Here is a 16,720-nt window from a genome sequence, read left to right as displayed (position 1 = left end):
CGCGGCGTTGCTACGGTGGTCGGGCTGGTGTGGGGAGGCGTTTCTCGTCTGGTGACGGGCGCGGTCCTCAAAACCGTAGTGGCCGAGCACCTCGGCCAGGCGGGTTCGATTCCCGTCCGCCTCCGCCAGCCGTCGGGCCAGTCAGGGGCCAGTACCGTGGCGAGCATGGTCGCCGCACCCGAGGTCCCCCGGCTCACCCAGTACGCCGCCGGCGGCGGGTGCGCGTGCAAGGTGCCGCCGGGTGAGCTGGAGCAGGTGCTCGCGGGCCTCCCCGCCTCGTCGGGCACCGCGGAGCTGCTGGTGGGTCTGGAGCACGGCGACGACGCCACGGCCGTGCGGATCGACGGCGACCGCGCGGTGATCGCGACGACCGACTTCTTCACCCCCGTGGTCGACGACCCCTACGACTGGGGCCGGATCGCCGCGGCCAACGCGCTCTCCGACGTCTACGCGATGGGCGGCGAGCCGCTCGTCGCGCTGAACCTGCTGGCGTGGCCCCGTGACCGGCTCCCGTTCGAGCTGGCCCACGAGGTGCTGCGCGGCGGGGCGGACGTCTGCGCGACCGCGGGCGCGCACCTGTCCGGGGGGCACAGCATCGACGACCCGGAGCCCAAGTACGGCCTGGCGGTCACCGGCCTGGCCGACCCCCGCCGGCTGCTGCGCAACGACGCCGCCGAGCCCGGCACGCCGCTGACCCTCACCAAGCCGCTGGGGCTCGGCGTGCTGAACAACCGGCACAAGGTGACCGGTGAGCGGTTCGAGCAGGCGGTGGCGGTGATGACCACGCTCAACCGCGACGCCGCGCGGGCGGCCGTGACGGCCGGTCTGCGTGCGGCCACCGACGTGACGGGGTTCGGCCTGCTCGGCCACCTCTACAAGATGTGCCGCGCCAGCGGCGTCAGCGCGGTCGTCGACGCCGCCGCCGTGCCCTACGTCGACGGCGCCCTGGACGCCTTCCGCGACGGCTACGTGCCCGGCGGGAGCCGCCGCAACCTCGAGTGGGTCCGGCCCCACGTGACCGCCGCCGTGGAGGAGGAGGAGCTGGTGCTGCTTGCCGACGCCCAGACCTCCGGCGGCCTGCTCGTCGTCGGCGAGCTTCCCGGGCACCCCGTCGTCGGCGAGGTCGTCGCGCGCGGCGAGCACGTCATCGCCGTGCGCTGACCCGGGTCCCTGGACACGCCGCGCTTCCCGGGTGTGTGCTGGGCCACGTCGGGTACCTGCGTCTGCGAGAGGGGTGAGCTCGTGGCGAAGACCTGGTTGTCCTGGCCCGTGCTGCGGCAGCTGGGCGGCACCGACCGGCTCGGCCGCGGGGCCGCGGTGCGGTCGCGCCGGACCGACGAGACGCTCGCCCGCACCGAGGACGCCGACCGCGTGGTCAAGAGCGTCTGCCCCTACTGCGCCGTCGGCTGCGCGCAGGACGTCTTCGTCAAGGACGAGAAGGTCGTCCAGATCGAGGGCAACCCCGACAGCCCCGTCAACCGCGGGCGGCTGTGCCCCAAGGGCGCGGCCAGCAAGAACCTGGTCACCAGCGACCTCCGGGTCACGAAGGTGAAGTACCGCGCGCCGTACGCCACCGAGTGGAGCGAGCTCGAGCTCGGCACGGCGATGGAGATGATCGCCGACCGCGTGGTCAAGGCCCGCAACGACACGTGGCAGGAGATCGACGAGGAGGGTCGTCGGGTACGACGCACCCTCGGCATCGCCAGCCTCGGAGGCGCGACCCTCGACAACGAGGAGAACTACCTCATCAAGAAGCTGTTCACGGCGATGGGGGCGATCCAGATCGAGAACCAGGCGCGGATATGACACTCCGCCACGGTCCCCGGTCTGGGGACCTCGTTCGGGCGCGGCGGCGCCACCGGGTTCCTCCAGGACCTGGCCAACGCTGACTGCATCGTCATCCAGGGCTCCAACATGGCCGAGGCCCACCCGGTGGGCTTCCAGTGGGTGATGGAGGCCAAGGCGCGCGGTGCCAAGGTGGTCCACGTCGACCCGCGGTTCACCCGGACCAGCGCGCTTGCTGACTCCTACGTCGCCCTGCGCGCGGGCAGCGACATCGCCTTCCTCGGCGGCATCGTGAACTACGTCCTCAGCAACGGTCTCGACTTCCGCGACTACGTCGTCAACTACACCAACGCCGCGACCATCGTCAGCAGCGACTACCGCGACACCGAGGACCTCGACGGCCTGTTCTCCGGCTTCGACCCGGAGACCCGCACCTACGACCCGACGTCGTGGCAGTACGCCTCCGAGGACGACGAGGGGTCGCTGCACGAGTCGCAGGCCGACGACGCCGAGGACACCGAGGAGCAGCGGGAGACCGCGGCCGGCCTGCAGCACGAGGCCCACGGCATCCAGGTGACCGGCGACCCGCCGCGCGACCTGACGCTGCAGCACCCGCGCTGCGTCTACCAGATCCTCAAGCGCCACTACGCCCGCTACACCCCCGAGATGGTGGCGCGCACGTGCGGCGTGAGCGAGGAGCAGTTCCTCGAGGTGTGCCGGGCCTGGGTCGAGAACTCCGGGGCCGACCGGACGACCGCGCTCGTCTACAGCGTCGGCTGGACCCAGCACAGCGTGGGCGTGCAGTACATCCGCACCGGCGCCATCCTCCAGCTGCTGCTCGGCAACATGGGCCGGCCAGGCGGCGGGATCATGGCCCTGCGTGGCCACGCGAGCATCCAGGGGTCCACCGACATCCCGACGCTGTTCAACATCCTCCCCGGCTACCTGCCGATGCCGAACGCCGACCAGCACCAGAGCCTCGAGCACTGGATCGACGCCGTCCGGAAGCCCGGCTCGAAGGGGTTCTGGGCCAACGCCGGAGCCTACGGCGTCAACCTGCTCAAGGCCTACTGGGGGGAGCACGCGACGGCCGACAACGACTACTGCTTCGACTACATCCCCAAGATCACCGGCGACCACGGCACCTACCGCACCGTGATGGACATGATCGACGGCAAGGTCAAGGGCTACTTCCTGCTCGGCCAGAACCCCGCCGTCGGCTCCGCCCACGGCCGTGCGCAGCGGCTCGGCATGGCCAACCTCGACTGGCTCGTCGTGCGGGACCTGTTCGAGATCGAGAGCGCGACCTTCTGGAAGAGCGCCCCCGAGGTCGCCACCGGCGAGATCTCCCCCGAGACCTGCCGCACCGAGGTGTTCCTCATCCCGGCCGCCTCCCACGTCGAGAAGGAGGGGACCTTCACCCAGACCCAGCGGATGCTGCAGTGGCGCGACAAGGCCGTGGAGCCGCCCGGCGACTGCCGCTCGGAGCTGTGGTTCTTCTACCACCTCGGGCGGATGGTCCGGGAGCGGCTGAAGGACTCCGCCGACGAGCGGGACCGGCCGCTGCTGGAGCTGACCTGGGACTACCCGACCCACGGGCAGCACGACGAGCCCAGCGCTGAGGCCGTGCTGAAGGAGATCAACGGCTACGAGGTCGCGACGGGCCGGCCCCTCTCGAGCTTCGTGGAGATGAAGGACGACGGCAGCACCCTGGGCGGCTGCTGGATCTACACCGGCGTCTACAAGGACGGCGTCAACCAGGCCCGCCGGCGCAAGCCCGGCAGCGAGCAGAGCTACGTCGCGCCCGAGTGGGGTTGGGCGTGGCCGGCCAACCGCCGCCTGCTCTACAACCGGGCGTCGGCCCGGCCCGACGGCACGCCGTGGAGCGAGCGGAAGGCCTACGTCTGGTGGGATCCCTCGCTCGGTGAGGCCGGGGAGTGGACGGGCCTCGACGTCCCGGACTTCGAGAAGACCAAGCCGCCGTCGTACGTCCCTCCCGACGGCGCGCACGGCGTGGCGGGCATCGCCGGCAACGACCCGTTCATCATGCAGGGCGACGGCAAGGGTGCCCTCTACGTGCCGCAGGGGCTGATCGATGGGCCGATGCCCACCCACTACGAGCCGGTCGAGTCGCCGTTCCGCAACCCGGTCCACGGCCAGCAGTCGAACCCGACGCGCAAGGAGTACCTGCGCGACGACAACCCGATGAACCCGGTCCCGCAGGAAGGCCGCTCCGACGTCTTCCCGTTCATCTTCACCACCAGCCGGCTCACCGAGCACCACACCGCCGGCGGCATGAGCCGCTTCGTGCACCGGCTGGCCGAGCTGCAGCCGGAGATGTTCGTCGAGGTCTCCCCGGAGCTGGCCGCCGAGCGCGGGCTCGACCACGGCGGCTGGGCGACGATCATCACCGCTCGCTCGGCCATCGAGGCCCGGGTCCTGGTCACCGAGCGGCTGGGGCCGCTGCGCGTGGAGGACCGGGTGGTGCACCAGGTGTGGCTGCCCTACCACTGGGGCGAGGGCGGTCTGGTCACCGGCGACTCCGCCAACGACCTGTTCGGGATCACCCTCGACCCGAACGTGCTGATCCAGGAGTCCAAGGTCGGCACCTGCGACGTCCGCGCCGGGCGCCGCCCGACCGGCCGCGCGCTGCGCGAGCTGGTCGCCGACTACGTCCGCCGTTCCGGCGTCGCCGAGGACGCCCACGCCGACATCGTCACCGCGGTGCCCGATGACCAGCCGACCGACGGGGGAGCAGCATGACCAGCCTGTTCAGGGAGAACGACCTGTGGGGCCCGCTCGACCCGGCCGAGGAGGCGGGGTACGACGCGGACCGGCCCCAGCGGAAGGGGTTCTTCACCGACACCAGCATCTGCATCGGCTGCAAGGCCTGCGAGGTCGCCTGCAAGGAGTGGAACGACGTCCCCGCCGACCACTTCGACATGCTCGGCTCCTCCTACGACAACAGCCACTCGCTGAACGCCAACCAGTGGCGCCACGTCGCGTTCATCGAGCAGCCCGCGCGGCCGGGCTCCTCGCTCCCGCCGCCGGTCGACCTCGGCATGCCGGGACTGCACCCACCCGACGCCGAGGCGGGCAGCGCGGCGCCCGCCGGTGACGCGACGGACATGGAGTTCCGCTGGCTGATGTCCTCCGACGTGTGCAAGCACTGCACCCACGCCGGCTGCCTCGACGTGTGCCCGACCGGCGCCCTGCTGCGCACCGAGTACGGCACGGTGGTCGTCCAGCCCGACGTCTGCAACGGGTGCGGCTACTGCGTGCCGGCGTGCCCCTACGGCGTGATCGAGCGGCGCAAGGGGCCCGAGGGCGCCAACAACGTCGGCATCGCCCAGAAGTGCACGCTCTGTTACGACCGCCTCGAGGCGGGCCGGACCCCCGCGTGCGCGCAGGCGTGTCCCACGCAGTCGATCCAGTTCGGCGACGTCGAGGAGCTCCGCGAGCGCGCCAACGAGCGGGTCGCCAGGCTCCACGACGCCGGCGTGCTGGACGCCCGGCTCTACGGCAACGACCCCGACGACGGCGTCGGCGGGACCGGTGCGTTCTTCCTCCTGCTCGACGAGCCCGAGGTCTACGGCTTCCCGCCCGACCCCGTGGTCCCGACGCGGGACCTGCCGGACATGTTCCGGCGTGCCGGGGCGGCCGCGGTCACGCTGCTGGCCGGAGCGGCCGTGGCCTTCCTCGGGAGGCGCCGATGACCGAGCAGCAGACCGAGCAGCAGACCGAGGCGGTCGGGCAGGGCCGGCTGCCCGGAGCCGGCAGGGGCGTGGCAAGGCGGCGCGGCGGGAGGTCGCGCGGCGGCCGGGGCCGCGGTGAGCGGTCGATGGTGCCGGAGGCGGAGTTCACGTCGTACTACGGCCGTCCCATCGTCAAGCCGTCGCCGTGGGAAGCCGACATCCCGGCGTACTTCTTCGCCGGCGGGCTCGCGGCCGGGTCGTCGCTGATCGCGGCGGGCGCCGACCTGACCGGTCGCCCGGTGCTGCGGCGCGCGGCGCGCCTGGGCGCCCTGGGCGGGCTCTCCTTCTCCATGGCCGCGCTCGTCCACGACCTCGGCAAGCCGTCCCGCTTCCTCAACATGCTGCGGGTCGCGAAGCTGACCTCGCCCATGTCGGTCGGGACCTGGATCCTCTCCCTGTACGGGCCGTTCGCCGGCGCCGCCGCAGCGGCGGAGCTGGTGCGGATGCTGCCGCCCGGTGCGGGTCGCGGACCGCTGCGGCTGGTGTCGTACGTCGACCGGCCGGCCGGCCTCGCCGCCGCGCTGCTGGCGCCGCCGGTGGCGTCGTACACCGCCGTGCTGCTCTCCGACACCTCCACGCCGTCGTGGCACGAGGCCTACAGCGAGCTCCCGTTCGTCTTCGTCGGCTCGGCGGCCGCCGCCTCGGCGGGCCTGGGCCTGCTGGCCGCGCCCCTCGACGAGACCGGTCCGGTGCGCCGGCTCGCGGTCGGCGGCGCGGTCCTCGAGCTCGCGATGGAGCACCGGATGGAGCGGTCGATGGGTGTGACCGCCGAGCCGCTGCACGAGGGCCGCGCCGGCCGCTACCTGCGCGCGGCCAAGGCGCTCACCCTGACGGGCGCGACCGGCGCGCTGGTCGCCGGGCGGAGCCGCACCGTCGCCGCGCTGTCCGGGGCCGCCCTGCTGGCCGGGTCGTGGTGCACCCGGTTCGCGGTGTTCGAGGCGGGGCAGGCCTCCGCGCGGGACCCGAAGTACACCGTCGTGCCGCAGCGGGAGCGCCTGCAGCGTGAGGGCCCGGTGCGCTACTCGGAGCGGGCGGAGGACCGGCGATGAGGGGGAACCGGTGGCTGCTGGTCGCGGGAGCGCTGCTGCTGCAGTTCTCCATCGGCGCGGTCTATGCCTGGAGCGTGTTCGGCGGGGCGCTGGAGAAGGCCGAGCCGTGGCAGCTGAGCAAGGTGCGGGCGTCGCTGCCGTTCACCGTCACCATCGCGATGATCTTCGTCGGCAGCTACGTGGGCGGGCGGCTGCAGGACCGGCGCGGGCCGCGCCTGGTCGCCCTGGTCGGCGGCGTCGTCTACGCCGTCGGCATCCTGCTGGCCTCGCTGGCCGGTGGGAGGGACGACTACTGGCTCCTGATCCTCGGCTACGGCGTGATCAGCGGCTTCGGTCTCGGGTTCGCCTACATCGTGCCGATCGCGATGCTCCAGAAGTGGTTCCCCGACAAGCCGGGCCTGATCACCGGTCTCGCCGTCGGCGGCTTCGGCTTCGGGGCGGTGCTGACCTCGCCCGTCGCCCAGGCGCTGATCGACGCCGACCCCGACGACCCGACGGCGGCCTTCCTCCCGCTCGGGCTGGCCTACCTGGTGATGTCGCTCGTCGGGGCGTCGGTGTTCCGCAACCCGCCGGCCGACTACGTCGCGCCCGCGGCACCCGCCGCGCCCGGTCAGCCGCGGCGGGCGACCGGCGGCGACTACACGCAGGGGGAGGCGCTGCGGACGCGGCAGTGGTACCTGCTGACCGCCATCCTCACCCTGAACGTGACGGCCGGCATCGCGCTGATCTCCCAGGCCAAGGCGAGTGCCGCCGACATCGCGGGCATGAGCGTCGCCGCCGCCGCGACCGTCGTCGGCGTGCTCGCGATCTTCAACGGCGCCGGCCGGATCGTCTGGGCGGCGGCCTCGGACCGGATCGGCCGGATGCCGGCGTTCGCCGCCATGCTCGGCCTGCAGGGCGTCTGCCTGCTGCTGATCCCGCACGCCGGCAACGCGGTCCTCTTCGTGGTGCTCGCCTCGGTGATCTACCTCTGCTACGGCGGCGGCTTCGGCACGATGCCCGCGACGGCCGGCGACTTCTTCGGCGTCGCGAACGCCGGCGCCATCTACGGGCTGATGCTCGTCGGCTGGAGCCTCGGCGGCGTGATCGGGCCGGTCGTCGCGGCGAGCCTCATCGGGCCGGACGCCGCCTACACCACCGCCTACACGGTGATCGGCGCGATCGCGATCGCATCCGTGCTGCTGACGTTCGTCACCCGGCTGCCGGCCCGCCGGCGTACCGCCGCCGGATAGTTTGGCGCCGTGACCGACCCGGCCCAGCTCACCGCGCAGATCCGCCAGCTGATCCCGATCTTCGAGCCGATGGGCGTCGAGGTCGTCGAGGCCGGCCGCAACACGGTCGCGGCGCGGATCCCCGCCGCGCCCAACGTCAACCACTTCGGGTCGGTCTACGCCGGCTCGCTCTTCACGGTCGCCGAGGTCCTCGGCGGGCTGTTCGCCCAGACCGCCCTGGTGCTGGAGGGAGCGGTGCCCCTCGTCAAGTCGCTGACGATCGACTTCCGGCGCCCGGCGTCGACCGCCGTCGTCGCGCGGGCGTCGATGTCCGACGAGGAGGCCGAGCGGGTGCTGGCCGAGACGCTCCGCGACGGCAAGGCGGAGTACCTCCTCGAGGCGGAGGTCACCGACGAGGCGGGCACCGTCGTCGCCACCACCCGCGGCACCTACCAGCTGCGCCGGCTCTGAGCGCGCCCCGGGACTTCCGCTTCGTCGCACCTCTGGGGTTAGCCTGAGGTGGAGACGGGAAGGGGGGTCCCGGGAATGGACCTGGAGCTGCCACCAGAGGCGCGCGCCCTGCTCGACGCGGTGATCGCGATCGGTTCCGACCTGGACCTGCGGGGCGTGCTGTCGCGGATCGTCGAGGCGGCCTGCACGCTCACCGACGCCGAGTACGGCGTGCTCGGCATCGTCGACGACGAGGGGGAGTTCGTCGACCTGGTCGCCAACGGCGTCGCGGCCGAGCAGTTCGCCGGGATCGGCCGGATGCCGAAGGGTCACGGGCTGTTGGGCCTGGTGCCGCGCGAGCGCCGCTCGGTGCGGGTGGCGCACGTGGCGGACCACCCGGTGTCGACCGGCGGGTTCCCGGACCGGCACCCCACCATCGACCGGTTCCTGGGCGCGCCGGTGCTGATCGGCGACCGCGCCTTCGGCCACCTCTATCTCGGCAACAAGCGCGACGGCACCACGTTCACCGCGACCGACCAGGCCCTGGTCGAGGCGCTGGCCCGCGCCGCCGGCACGATGATCGGCAACGCCAGCGCCTACGAGCAGACGGTGTGGCGCCGGCGCTGGGTGTCGACCATCGCCAAGGTCGGACGGGACCTGGCCGGCTCGGTCGAGGTGGAGGAGGCGCTCGACGACCTGATGACGTCGCTGCGCGACCTGTGCGACGCCCGGCTCACGGCCTTCGTCCGGCGCGACGGCGACCTGCTCGAGATCCGTCAGGTCGCCGGCACGTCCGAGGCGGCACCGGAGGTCGTCGAGGCCCTCGCGGACTGCATCCACGAGGTGGTCGACGAGGGCGTGCCCGAACGGCTCCGGGCTGCGCGCGGACTGGTCACCCTGGTGGTGCCGGTGCGCTCGCGGCTGGCCGGCTCCGGGGTCATCGTCGTGGAGCAGGCGCGGGAGACACCGTCCCTGCGCGACGTGATGCTGGACCTGGTCTCGGTGACCGCCGACGAGCTCGGGCTGATCCTCGACCGCGACCAGGCCCTGCGCGACCGCGCACAGCTCCTCGTCGCCAAGGACCGCGACCGGATCGCCCGCGACCTCCACGACCTCGTCATCCAGCGGCTGTTCGCCACCGGGATGCAGCTGCAGGGCGCCCGCGGCCTGGACCCGGCCGAGCTGCGGGCTCGGGTCGACGGCGCGGTGGGCGAGCTCGACGCGGCCATCACCGAGCTGCGCGCCGTGATCTTCGAGCTGGGCACCGGCCACGGCCGTCCCCTGCTCGAGGAGGTGCGCGCCCTGCTCGCGGAGTACCGCCCCGTCCTCGGCTTCCAGCCGGTGCTGCGGGTGACCGGCCCGGTCGACCGCGCCCTGGTCCCGGAGGCCGGCACGCACGTGCTCAGCACGCTGCGCGAGGCGCTGTCCAACGTCGCCCGGCACGCCGGGGCGAGCGCGGTCTCGGTCGAGATCACCGCCTCCTCGGCCTGGTTCCGGCTCCGCGTCACCGACGACGGCACCGGGTTCGACCCCGCCACCGCCCATGCCGGCGGCGGCTCCACCAACCTCCGCACCCGCGCCGAGGATCTCGGCGGCCACCTCTCCGTCACCTCCACCCCCGGCTGCGGCACCACCCTCGACTGGGTCATCCCCGCCGTCTCCTGACCGCACGAGGTGGCAGGTTTCGGCGCGCGAGGTGGCGGGTTTCGGCGCGCGAGGTGGCGGGTTTCGGCGCGCGAGGTGGCGGGTTTCGGCGCTCAGCCCTCGCGCGTGCCGGGTGACAGCTCGAGGGAGTCCAGGTCGTCGAACGCGCTGAAGCCGCCGAACCCGTCGAGCTCGTCGAGCTGTCCGAGCTGTCCGAGCTGTTCGAGCCCCGTCCCCGCGGCCGGGCCGGCGTCGAGAGCGCCGAGCCCGTCCAGCCCGTCCAGGCCATCCATCGAGCCGAGCCCGTCGAGCCCGTCGAGCCCAGCCGTCGAGCCGAGTGCACCCGCGCCGGCAGCATCGGTGCCGAGGGAGCCGGGGCTGCTGTCGGTGACGTCAGTGCCGATCACCAGCGGCCACAGCGCGCGGATCACCACCGAGACCACGACGCAGCCGAGGGCGACCAGCAGGTACCGGGTCATCGCCTCGCTCACCGACAGCAGTCCCTGCGCCGTCCGGTACGCCGCCGGCGAGGCGACCAGGGCGGCGACCAGCAGCACGCGCACGTCGACCAGGGCGGGCGGTGGGGCCGTGGGCCGGCGCACCAGCAGCGCGTCGGCCGTCAGCGCCGGCTCTCCGGTGTGCTCCGTGCCGTCGAGGTGACGGTGCCGGCGGGCCATCAGGCACCCACCGCGGCGAGCGCACCGGTCGACGACCCGGTCGCGCCGACGACACCGACCGAGCGGACCTGGCGGGCCGCGCCGAGCTCGGAGTAGGAGAACACGGGCAGCCGCTCGACGGCGGGCGCCACCAGGCGTCGTACGGCGGCGCGGAGCTGGGGCGCACACACCAGCACCGGGCGGGTGTCGGTGTTCTCGGCGGCGTTCACCGCCCGCGCCAGCCCGACGAGCACGTTCTGCGCCACGTCGGGGTCGAGCACGACGACAGCGCCCTGCTCGGTCTGCCGGAGGCCCTCGAGCATCTGCTGCTCGAGCATCGGCTCGAAGCTGATCGCGTGGAGCACCCCGCCCACGACGTACGGCGCCGCGAGGGCCGGCTCGAGCGCGGCCCGTGCGGCCTCGACGAGGGCGTCGAGGTCCTTGGTGGCCGCGGCGCGGACGGAGAGCGCCTCGAAGATCCGGACGAGGTCGCGGATCGGGACGCGCTCGTCGAGCAGGGCGCGGAGCACCCGCTGCACCTCGCCGAGCGGCAGCTGGGTGGGCGTGAGCTCCTCGATCACGACCGGGTGGGAGCGCTTGACCACGTCGGTCAGCAGGCGCACGTCCTCGCGGCCCAACAGGCGGCTGGCGTGGGAGTGCACGACCTCGGCCAGGTGGGTGGTGACGACCGACGCGCGGTCCACGACGGTGGCGCCACCGATCTCGGCCTGGTGGCGCAGCTCGGCGGGGATCCACTTGGCGTCCAGCCCGAACACCGGCTCGTGGGTCGGCGTGCCGGGCAGCGAGTCGAGGAAGTCGCCGATCGCGAGCACCGTGCCGCGCGGCGCCTCGCCGCGCGCGACCTCCGCGCCGAAGAGGGTGATGGCGTAGGTGTTGGCCGGGAGCTCGAGGTTGTCGCGGGTCCGCACCGGCGGGATGACGATGCCCAGCTCACCGGCGACCTTCCGCCGGAGGGCCTTCACCCGGTCGAGCAGGTCGCCGCCGGAGCGGCTGTCGACGAGGTCGATGAGGTCGGCGGAGAGCTCGAGGCCGAGCGGGTCGACGCGGATCTCGGCGGCGAGGGCCTCCGGGGAGTCCGGTGACTCGACCGGCTCTCCCGCGGCGTGCTCGGGAGCGGCCGCGCTCGCCGCCGCCGACTCGTCGATCCGGCTGGCCGCGATCAGCATCAGGCCTCCGGCGACGAGGAACGGCAGCTTCGGGAGGCCGGGGATGAGGCACAGCGCGAGGGCGCCGAAGCCGGCGACCCGCAACGGCATCCGGCGCTGGAAGATCTGGCCGACGATGTCGGAGCCCATGTCGGAGTCGGCCACGGAGCGGGTGACGATCAGACCGGTCGCCACCGACAGCAGCAGTGCCGGGATTTGGGAGACCAGGCCGTCGCCGATCGAGAGGAGCGAGTAGGTCTGGATCGCCTCGCCGAACGGCATGCCGTGCTGAGCCACGCCGATCGCGAAACCGCCGAGGAGGTTGACCAGGGTGATCACGATCGCGGCGATGGCGTCACCCTTGACGAACTTCGACGCACCGTCCATCGCGCCGTGGAAGTCCGCCTCCGCGTGCACCTCGGCGCGCCGGCGCCGAGCCTCCTCCTCGTCGATCAGGCCGGAGTTGAGGTCGGCGTCGATCGCCATCTGCTTGCCCGGCATCGCGTCGAGCGTGAATCGGGCGCCGACCTCGGCGACCCGGCCGGCGCCGTTCGTGATGACGATGAACTGGATGACCAGGAGGATCGCGAACACGATCAGGCCGACGATCAGCGAGCCGCCGACGACGAAGTGGCCGAAGGTGTCGATGACCTTGCCGGCGTAGCCGTCGAGCAGCACCAGCCGCGTCGCGCTCACGTTGAGCGCGAGCCGGAACAGCGTCATCACGAGGATGACCGACGGGAACGCGGCGAACTCCAGCGGCTTGTGGATGAACATCGCCACCATGAGCACCAGCAGCGCCCCGGTGATGTTGAGGGCGATCAGCAGGTCCAGCAGCACCGCGGGCAGCGGCACCACGAGCATCACGACGATCAGCACGATGCCGAGCGGGACACCGAGCTTGGTCAGCGACTTCACGGGCATGCGGCGGGTTCAGCCTCTCGCATCAGCGGGAGCGCCGTCCGTGGCACGTAAGGGGGTGACGCCGTCCTGGTGTCGTACGTCCTGATCGGCGCGTCCTGCGCGGTCCTGAGGGGGTTAGCCGGTGATTCCTGCAGCAGCGCCCGCCCGCCGGCGCCGAGCCGCGTCCAGCACCTCGGGCAGCTCGTCGGTACGACGCGGGGTGCGGTGCTCGCCGCCGTACTGACCCTGGTTGCGGCGACTCAGCACGAACGCGAGGACCTGCGCGACGGCCGCCCACAGCTCGCGCGGGATCTCCTGGCCGACCTCGCAGTGGCGGTAGAGCGCGCGGGCGAGCGGGACGTCGCGGACGAGCGGGATCCGCTCCTCGGTCGCCACCTCCCGGATCTTCGCGGCGATCGCCCCCGCCCCGCGGGCGACCACCCGCGGCGCGCCCTGCTCGGCGTCGTACCGCAGCGCCACCGCGACGTGGGTGGGGTTGACCAGCAGCACGTCGGCGGTCTGGACGTCGGCGATCATCCGGTTGCGCGCGGCGGCGAGCTGCCGGGAGCGAATGGCGCTCTTGACCAGCGGGTCGCCCTCCGCCTGCTTGTGCTCCTGCTTGATCTCGCTGTGGCTCATCCGGATCTGCTTGCCGATCCGTCGGCGCATCATCGCGTAGTCGGCGGCGGCCATGACCAGGCCGGCGACCGACACCGAGACCATCAGGCTGGACACCTCGTCGGCGACCTTCGCCAGCACCACGTCGATCGGCACCAGCCCACCGACCAGGGGCATCATCGCCTGCACGGCACCGTAGGCGAGGAAGCCGACCACCGCGCTCTTGGCGAGCACCTTGATGCCCTCCCAGGCCGCCTGCGGGCCGAAGATCCGCTTGGCGCCCTTGATCGGGTCCAGCTTCTTCGCGTCCGGCTTCACCAGCTTCGGCGAGAGGTAGAAGCCGCCCTGTGCCAGCGCCGACATGACGCCGATCACCAGCACCATGGCGCCGAGGATGATGAGCACGACGAAGACGTGCTGGAACGCGTCGCCCAGCAGGGTGAGCGCCAGGGGCACCGACGGCCGCTCGGCCGCGCGCAGGTGGGTGGCCAGCATCGCCTGCAGCTGGTCGATCTCGCGGTCCAGCAGCGGACCCATCGCGAGGGAGACCACGAGCAGGCCCAGCCAGCCGCCCAGCTCGGGCGTGCGGGGGACCTGGCCGTCCTTGCGGGCCTGCTTCTTCCGCTTCGGAGTCGGCTTCTCGGTCTTCTCCTGGTCGGTCATCGGCGCACCCCCCTCATCCGACGCCGGCCATGGTGGCCATGGCCTCGTTGGCCAGGCCCACCAGGCGCTCGACGGCGTTGGGCAGCATCGGGAAGGAGAGCCCCAGCAGCAGCAGGGTCAGCCCGACCTTGGCGGGGAACATGACGTTGAGCGCGTTGAGCTGCGGCGCGACCTTCGTCAGCAGCGCCAGCGCGAGGTCGGCGACGAACAGCACCGCGATCATCGGCAGCGCCATCTGCACCGCCACCGTGAAGAACATCGAGAAGGCGGTGACGACCACGCCGTCCCAGCTGGAGACCTTCGGCAGGCCGGTCAGCGGCAGGTGGTGGAACGTCGACAGCAGGCCGCCGATCACGAGCAGGTGACCACCGGTCGCCAGCAGCAGCACCGTGGCCAGCATCTGGTGGAACCGGCCGAAGACGGTGTTCATGTTCATCCCGAGCGGGTCCCAGGCCGCGGCCAGCGCGAAGCCGCCGAACAGGTCGATCAGGGCGCCCGCGGCGCCCACCGCGGCGAAGAGCAGCATCGTGACGTAGCCCATCGCCAGCCCGATCAGCGCCTGCGAGAGGGTCGCGAGGAGCAGCGCCGGCGTCGTCGACGGCAGCTCCTGCGTGGCCAGGACCGGAGCCATCGCGAAGGACAGGCCGAGCGCCAGGACCACCTTCGCCATCGCGGGGATGCCGCGGGTCGCGAACGGCGGCACGACGGCGATCCACGCGACCACCCGCACCGACGCCAGGAGCAGCGCGGTGAAGGCGGCACCGTCGACGGAGAGGGTCACGACACGAGCCGATCAGGCCAGCAGACCGGGCAGGATCTCGAAGAGCTCCCGCGTGAACGTCATCAGCGTGTGCAGCATCCAGTTGCCGCAGATGAGCAGGGCGACCCCGACGGCCACCAGCTTGGGCACGAAGGAGAGCGTGAACTCCTGGATCTGTGTCATGGACTGGAAGAGCGAGATCACGAAGCCGATGACCAGCGACGTGGCCAGGATGGGCGCGGAGAGCTTGAGCGCGACCATCATGGTCTTCAGCGCGATCTCGATGATGGCGGTGTCAGTCATCGCGCTAGCCCCCGCCGCCGTACGACGCCACCAGTGACTTGATCACCAGGGCCCACCCGTCGACCATCACGAACAGCAGCAGCTTGAACGGCAGCGACACCATCACCGGTGGCATCATCATCATGCCCAGGCTCATCAGCGCCCCGCTCACCACGATGTCGATGACCAGGAACGGGATGAACATGATGAAGCCGATGATGAAGGCGTCCTTGAGCTCGGACAGGACGAAGGCCGGGATCAGCGTCGCGGTGGAGACGTCGTCGCGGTTCTCGGGCAGCTCCCGGTCGGCGACCGAGGTCAGCAGCTGGAGCTCCTCGTCGCCGGTGTTGTCGAGCATGAAGCTGCGCAGCGGCTCGATGCCGTCGTCGTAGGCCTGGGACGTGCTCTTGGCGCCGTCGAGATAGGGCTGGACGCCCGCGTCGTTCATCTCCGACAGCACCGGCGCCATGATGAACAGGCTCAGGAACAGCGCCAGTCCCGCGAGGACCTGGTTGTTCGGCGTCTGCTGCAGGCCGAGCGCGTTGCGGGTGAGCCCGAGCACCACGAGGATCTTCGTGAAGCTCGTGCAGGTCAGCAGGATCGCGGGCAGCAGGCTGAGCAGCGTGAGCGCGAGGAACACCAGCAGGCTGTTGCTGGGGTTCTCGGTCATCCCGCCCAGGTCGATCTCCACACTGCCCCCGCCGCCCCCGCCGGTGGGCCCGTCGGGGCCCTGGGGGCCGCCGGGACCGAGCGGGTCGGCGTACGCCGCCGGGGCGAGGAGCACCAGGCCGACCGTGCCGAGGACGACGACGATCAGCCGCTTGAGGATGGTCACGACACGGGCTCCGGGGGCGCCACCAGCGTGGCCTCGGCGGGTGCGGCAGCGGTGGCGGCGGCGCGCGACTTCGCCGGGGTGCGGGGCTTGGCCGGCGGCTTCGGCTTCGCGGCCGCGGTCTTCGCCGGGGGTCCCGACTTGGCGGTCGTGCGCGGCTTGGTCGCAGTGGCTGACTTGGCGGGGGCGGCTGGCTTGGCGGGAGTGGCTGGCTTGGCGGGGTCGGCCGCCTTCGCGGGGCCGCTGGCCTTCGCGCCGGTGCCCGTCTTCGCGGCGGGACGCGAGGTGGTCCGGGTCCTGGCGGACCGCGGCTTCGCCGCCGCGGTGTCCTCGGCGCCGGCCTCGCCCGTGGCGGTCCCCGCCTCGGCGGTGGGTTCGGCGGTGGGTTCGGCGGCGGGCTCGGCCCCCGCCTCGGCGACGGGCTCGGCGGCCGGCTCGGTGGAGGGCTCGACAGCGGGCTGGTCCACCGGTGCGGGGACCTCGTCGGCGGCCTGGCCGGTGAAGGCGGCGAACGTCTGCTTCCACGTCGCCTTGGAGAGCACCGAGCCGGCCAGCGGACCGGACTGCTGTCCCAGCGGTGCGGGCCGGGCCGAGCCCTTCCGACGCCGGGCTGCGGAGCCGGGTTCGGGGCCGGCATCGAGGCCGGCTCCGAGGTCCGCGTCGAGGTCCAGCCCGACCTCGTCGGGCTCCACCTCGGTGAGCAGGGTGATCTGGTGCTCGGTGGTGCCGACGACGAGCACGCGGGTCCCCACGGAGACGACCGCGACGCCGGTGCCGCGGCCCAGCGCCTGGCGGTGCACGACCTGGATCGCCGCTCCGGCGGGCGCCTTGAAGCGCTTGTTGACCGCACGCGCGATGAGGAGCATCAGCCCCACGACCAGCGCCAACGACCCGACGAGGCGCACCCCCAGCTCGGCGAGGCTGGTGTCTCCCGAGGACATCGCGA

Annotated in this window: 14 protein-coding genes, 1 tRNA gene and 1 pseudogene; 9 read left to right on the top strand and 7 right to left on the bottom strand. The window is 72.5% G+C overall.

Going from position 1 to position 16,720, the window contains the following annotated elements:
* The first annotated feature begins 33 nt into the window (after positions 1 to 33).
* From ACPOLA_RS00550 to ACPOLA_RS00510, 9 genes and pseudogenes are all read left to right on the top strand, one after another.
* Positions 34 to 128, top strand: a tRNA-Sec gene (locus ACPOLA_RS00550).
* A 37-nt stretch (positions 129 to 165) separates the two neighbouring features.
* On the top strand, positions 166 to 1,161 hold the full coding sequence (gene selD, locus ACPOLA_RS00545; protein ID WP_435768396.1) for a selenide, water dikinase SelD: 996 nt from the start codon (positions 166 to 168) through the stop codon (positions 1,159 to 1,161).
* A gap of 81 nt (positions 1,162 to 1,242) precedes the next feature.
* The gene (locus tag ACPOLA_RS00540) at positions 1,243 to 1,806 is read left to right on the top strand and encodes a hypothetical protein (protein ID WP_491483265.1); all 564 of its coding nucleotides are present in this window, start codon (positions 1,243 to 1,245) and stop codon (positions 1,804 to 1,806) included.
* A 12-nt stretch (positions 1,807 to 1,818) separates the two neighbouring features.
* A pseudogene (gene fdh / locus ACPOLA_RS00535) lies at positions 1,819 to 4,548 on the top strand (formate dehydrogenase); the annotation flags it as partial.
* Positions 4,545 to 5,501, top strand: a complete 957-nt coding sequence (locus ACPOLA_RS00530; protein WP_435768394.1) for a 4Fe-4S dicluster domain-containing protein — start codon at positions 4,545 to 4,547, stop codon at positions 5,499 to 5,501. The pseudogene fdh and the gene ACPOLA_RS00530, both read left to right, overlap by 4 nt.
* Positions 5,498 to 6,589 (top strand): NrfD/PsrC family molybdoenzyme membrane anchor subunit, encoded by a 1,092-nt coding sequence (gene nrfD / locus ACPOLA_RS00525; protein WP_435768393.1) that lies wholly within the window; start codon positions 5,498 to 5,500, stop codon positions 6,587 to 6,589. The genes ACPOLA_RS00530 and nrfD overlap by 4 nt, the downstream gene beginning before the upstream one ends.
* Positions 6,586 to 7,821, top strand: a complete 1,236-nt coding sequence (locus ACPOLA_RS00520) for an L-lactate MFS transporter (RefSeq protein ID WP_435768392.1) — start codon at positions 6,586 to 6,588, stop codon at positions 7,819 to 7,821. The genes nrfD and ACPOLA_RS00520 overlap by 4 nt, the downstream gene beginning before the upstream one ends.
* Positions 7,822 to 7,830: 9 nt before the next feature.
* The gene (locus ACPOLA_RS00515) at positions 7,831 to 8,271 is read left to right on the top strand and encodes a PaaI family thioesterase (protein WP_435768391.1); all 441 of its coding nucleotides are present in this window, start codon (positions 7,831 to 7,833) and stop codon (positions 8,269 to 8,271) included.
* Between the two features lie 75 nt (positions 8,272 to 8,346).
* Positions 8,347 to 9,915 carry a GAF domain-containing sensor histidine kinase gene (locus ACPOLA_RS00510; RefSeq protein ID WP_435768390.1) on the top strand — a complete coding sequence of 523 codons (1,569 nt, stop codon included), beginning with the start codon at positions 8,347 to 8,349 and terminating at the stop codon, positions 9,913 to 9,915.
* Between the two features lie 92 nt (positions 9,916 to 10,007).
* Here ACPOLA_RS00510 and ACPOLA_RS00505 read toward each other — a convergent pair whose 3' ends face one another.
* The 7 genes from ACPOLA_RS00505 to ACPOLA_RS00475 all read right to left on the bottom strand — a co-directional run bounded on the left by ACPOLA_RS00505 (position 10,008) and on the right by ACPOLA_RS00475 (position 16,715).
* Positions 10,008 to 10,571 carry a hypothetical protein gene (locus ACPOLA_RS00505; RefSeq protein WP_435768389.1) on the bottom strand — a complete coding sequence of 188 codons (564 nt, stop codon included), beginning with the start codon at positions 10,569 to 10,571 and terminating at the stop codon, positions 10,008 to 10,010.
* On the bottom strand, positions 10,571 to 12,640 hold the full coding sequence (gene flhA, locus ACPOLA_RS00500; protein WP_435768388.1) for a flagellar biosynthesis protein FlhA: 2,070 nt from the start codon (positions 12,638 to 12,640) through the stop codon (positions 10,571 to 10,573). The genes ACPOLA_RS00505 and flhA overlap by 1 nt, the downstream gene beginning before the upstream one ends.
* A 114-nt stretch (positions 12,641 to 12,754) precedes the next feature.
* Entirely contained in the window at positions 12,755 to 13,900 is a 1,146-nt protein-coding gene (locus ACPOLA_RS00495) for an EscU/YscU/HrcU family type III secretion system export apparatus switch protein (protein WP_435768387.1), read from the bottom strand.
* A 13-nt stretch (positions 13,901 to 13,913) separates the two neighbouring features.
* The gene (locus tag ACPOLA_RS00490; protein WP_435768386.1) at positions 13,914 to 14,681 is read right to left on the bottom strand and encodes a flagellar biosynthetic protein FliR; all 768 of its coding nucleotides are present in this window, start codon (positions 14,679 to 14,681) and stop codon (positions 13,914 to 13,916) included.
* Between the two features lie 12 nt (positions 14,682 to 14,693).
* Entirely contained in the window at positions 14,694 to 14,963 is a 270-nt protein-coding gene (gene fliQ / locus ACPOLA_RS00485) for a flagellar biosynthesis protein FliQ (RefSeq protein WP_435768385.1), read from the bottom strand.
* A 4-nt stretch (positions 14,964 to 14,967) separates the two neighbouring features.
* Positions 14,968 to 15,777 carry a flagellar type III secretion system pore protein FliP gene (gene fliP / locus ACPOLA_RS00480; RefSeq protein WP_435768384.1) on the bottom strand — a complete coding sequence of 270 codons (810 nt, stop codon included), beginning with the start codon at positions 15,775 to 15,777 and terminating at the stop codon, positions 14,968 to 14,970.
* On the bottom strand, positions 15,774 to 16,715 hold the full coding sequence (locus ACPOLA_RS00475) for a FliO/MopB family protein (protein WP_435768383.1): 942 nt from the start codon (positions 16,713 to 16,715) through the stop codon (positions 15,774 to 15,776). Before ACPOLA_RS00475 ends, fliP begins: the two co-directional genes overlap by 4 nt.
* Positions 16,716 to 16,720: the final 5 nt, after the last annotated feature.

Origin of the sequence: Nocardioides proteolyticus, assembly GCF_051280635.3 — a bacterium.
Taxonomy (GTDB): Bacteria; Actinomycetota; Actinomycetes; order Propionibacteriales; family Nocardioidaceae; genus Nocardioides.
The sequence above is the reverse complement of the archived record's forward strand: the minus strand, read 5'-3'. Positions and strand labels throughout refer to the sequence as shown.

What these genes read in the sequence shown, in the direction of transcription:
- ACPOLA_RS00530 (WP_435768394.1), top strand. Translation starts at nt 4,545, where the DNA reads ATGACCAGCCTGTTCAGGGAGAACGACCTGTGGGGCCCGCTCGACCCG.
- ACPOLA_RS00475 (WP_435768383.1), bottom strand. Translation starts at nt 16,715, where the DNA reads ATGTCCTCGGGAGACACCAGCCTCGCCGAGCTGGGGGTGCGCCTCGTC.
- ACPOLA_RS00510 (WP_435768390.1), top strand. Translation starts at nt 8,347, where the DNA reads ATGGACCTGGAGCTGCCACCAGAGGCGCGCGCCCTGCTCGACGCGGTG.
- ACPOLA_RS00505 (WP_435768389.1), bottom strand. Translation starts at nt 10,571, where the DNA reads ATGGCCCGCCGGCACCGTCACCTCGACGGCACGGAGCACACCGGAGAG.
- ACPOLA_RS00520 (WP_435768392.1), top strand. Translation starts at nt 6,586, where the DNA reads ATGAGGGGGAACCGGTGGCTGCTGGTCGCGGGAGCGCTGCTGCTGCAG.
- flhA (WP_435768388.1), bottom strand. Translation starts at nt 12,640, where the DNA reads ATGCCCGTGAAGTCGCTGACCAAGCTCGGTGTCCCGCTCGGCATCGTG.
- fliQ (WP_435768385.1), bottom strand. Translation starts at nt 14,963, where the DNA reads ATGACTGACACCGCCATCATCGAGATCGCGCTGAAGACCATGATGGTC.
- nrfD (WP_435768393.1), top strand. Translation starts at nt 5,498, where the DNA reads ATGACCGAGCAGCAGACCGAGCAGCAGACCGAGGCGGTCGGGCAGGGC.
- ACPOLA_RS00495 (WP_435768387.1), bottom strand. Translation starts at nt 13,900, where the DNA reads ATGACCGACCAGGAGAAGACCGAGAAGCCGACTCCGAAGCGGAAGAAG.
- selD (WP_435768396.1), top strand. Translation starts at nt 166, where the DNA reads ATGGTCGCCGCACCCGAGGTCCCCCGGCTCACCCAGTACGCCGCCGGC.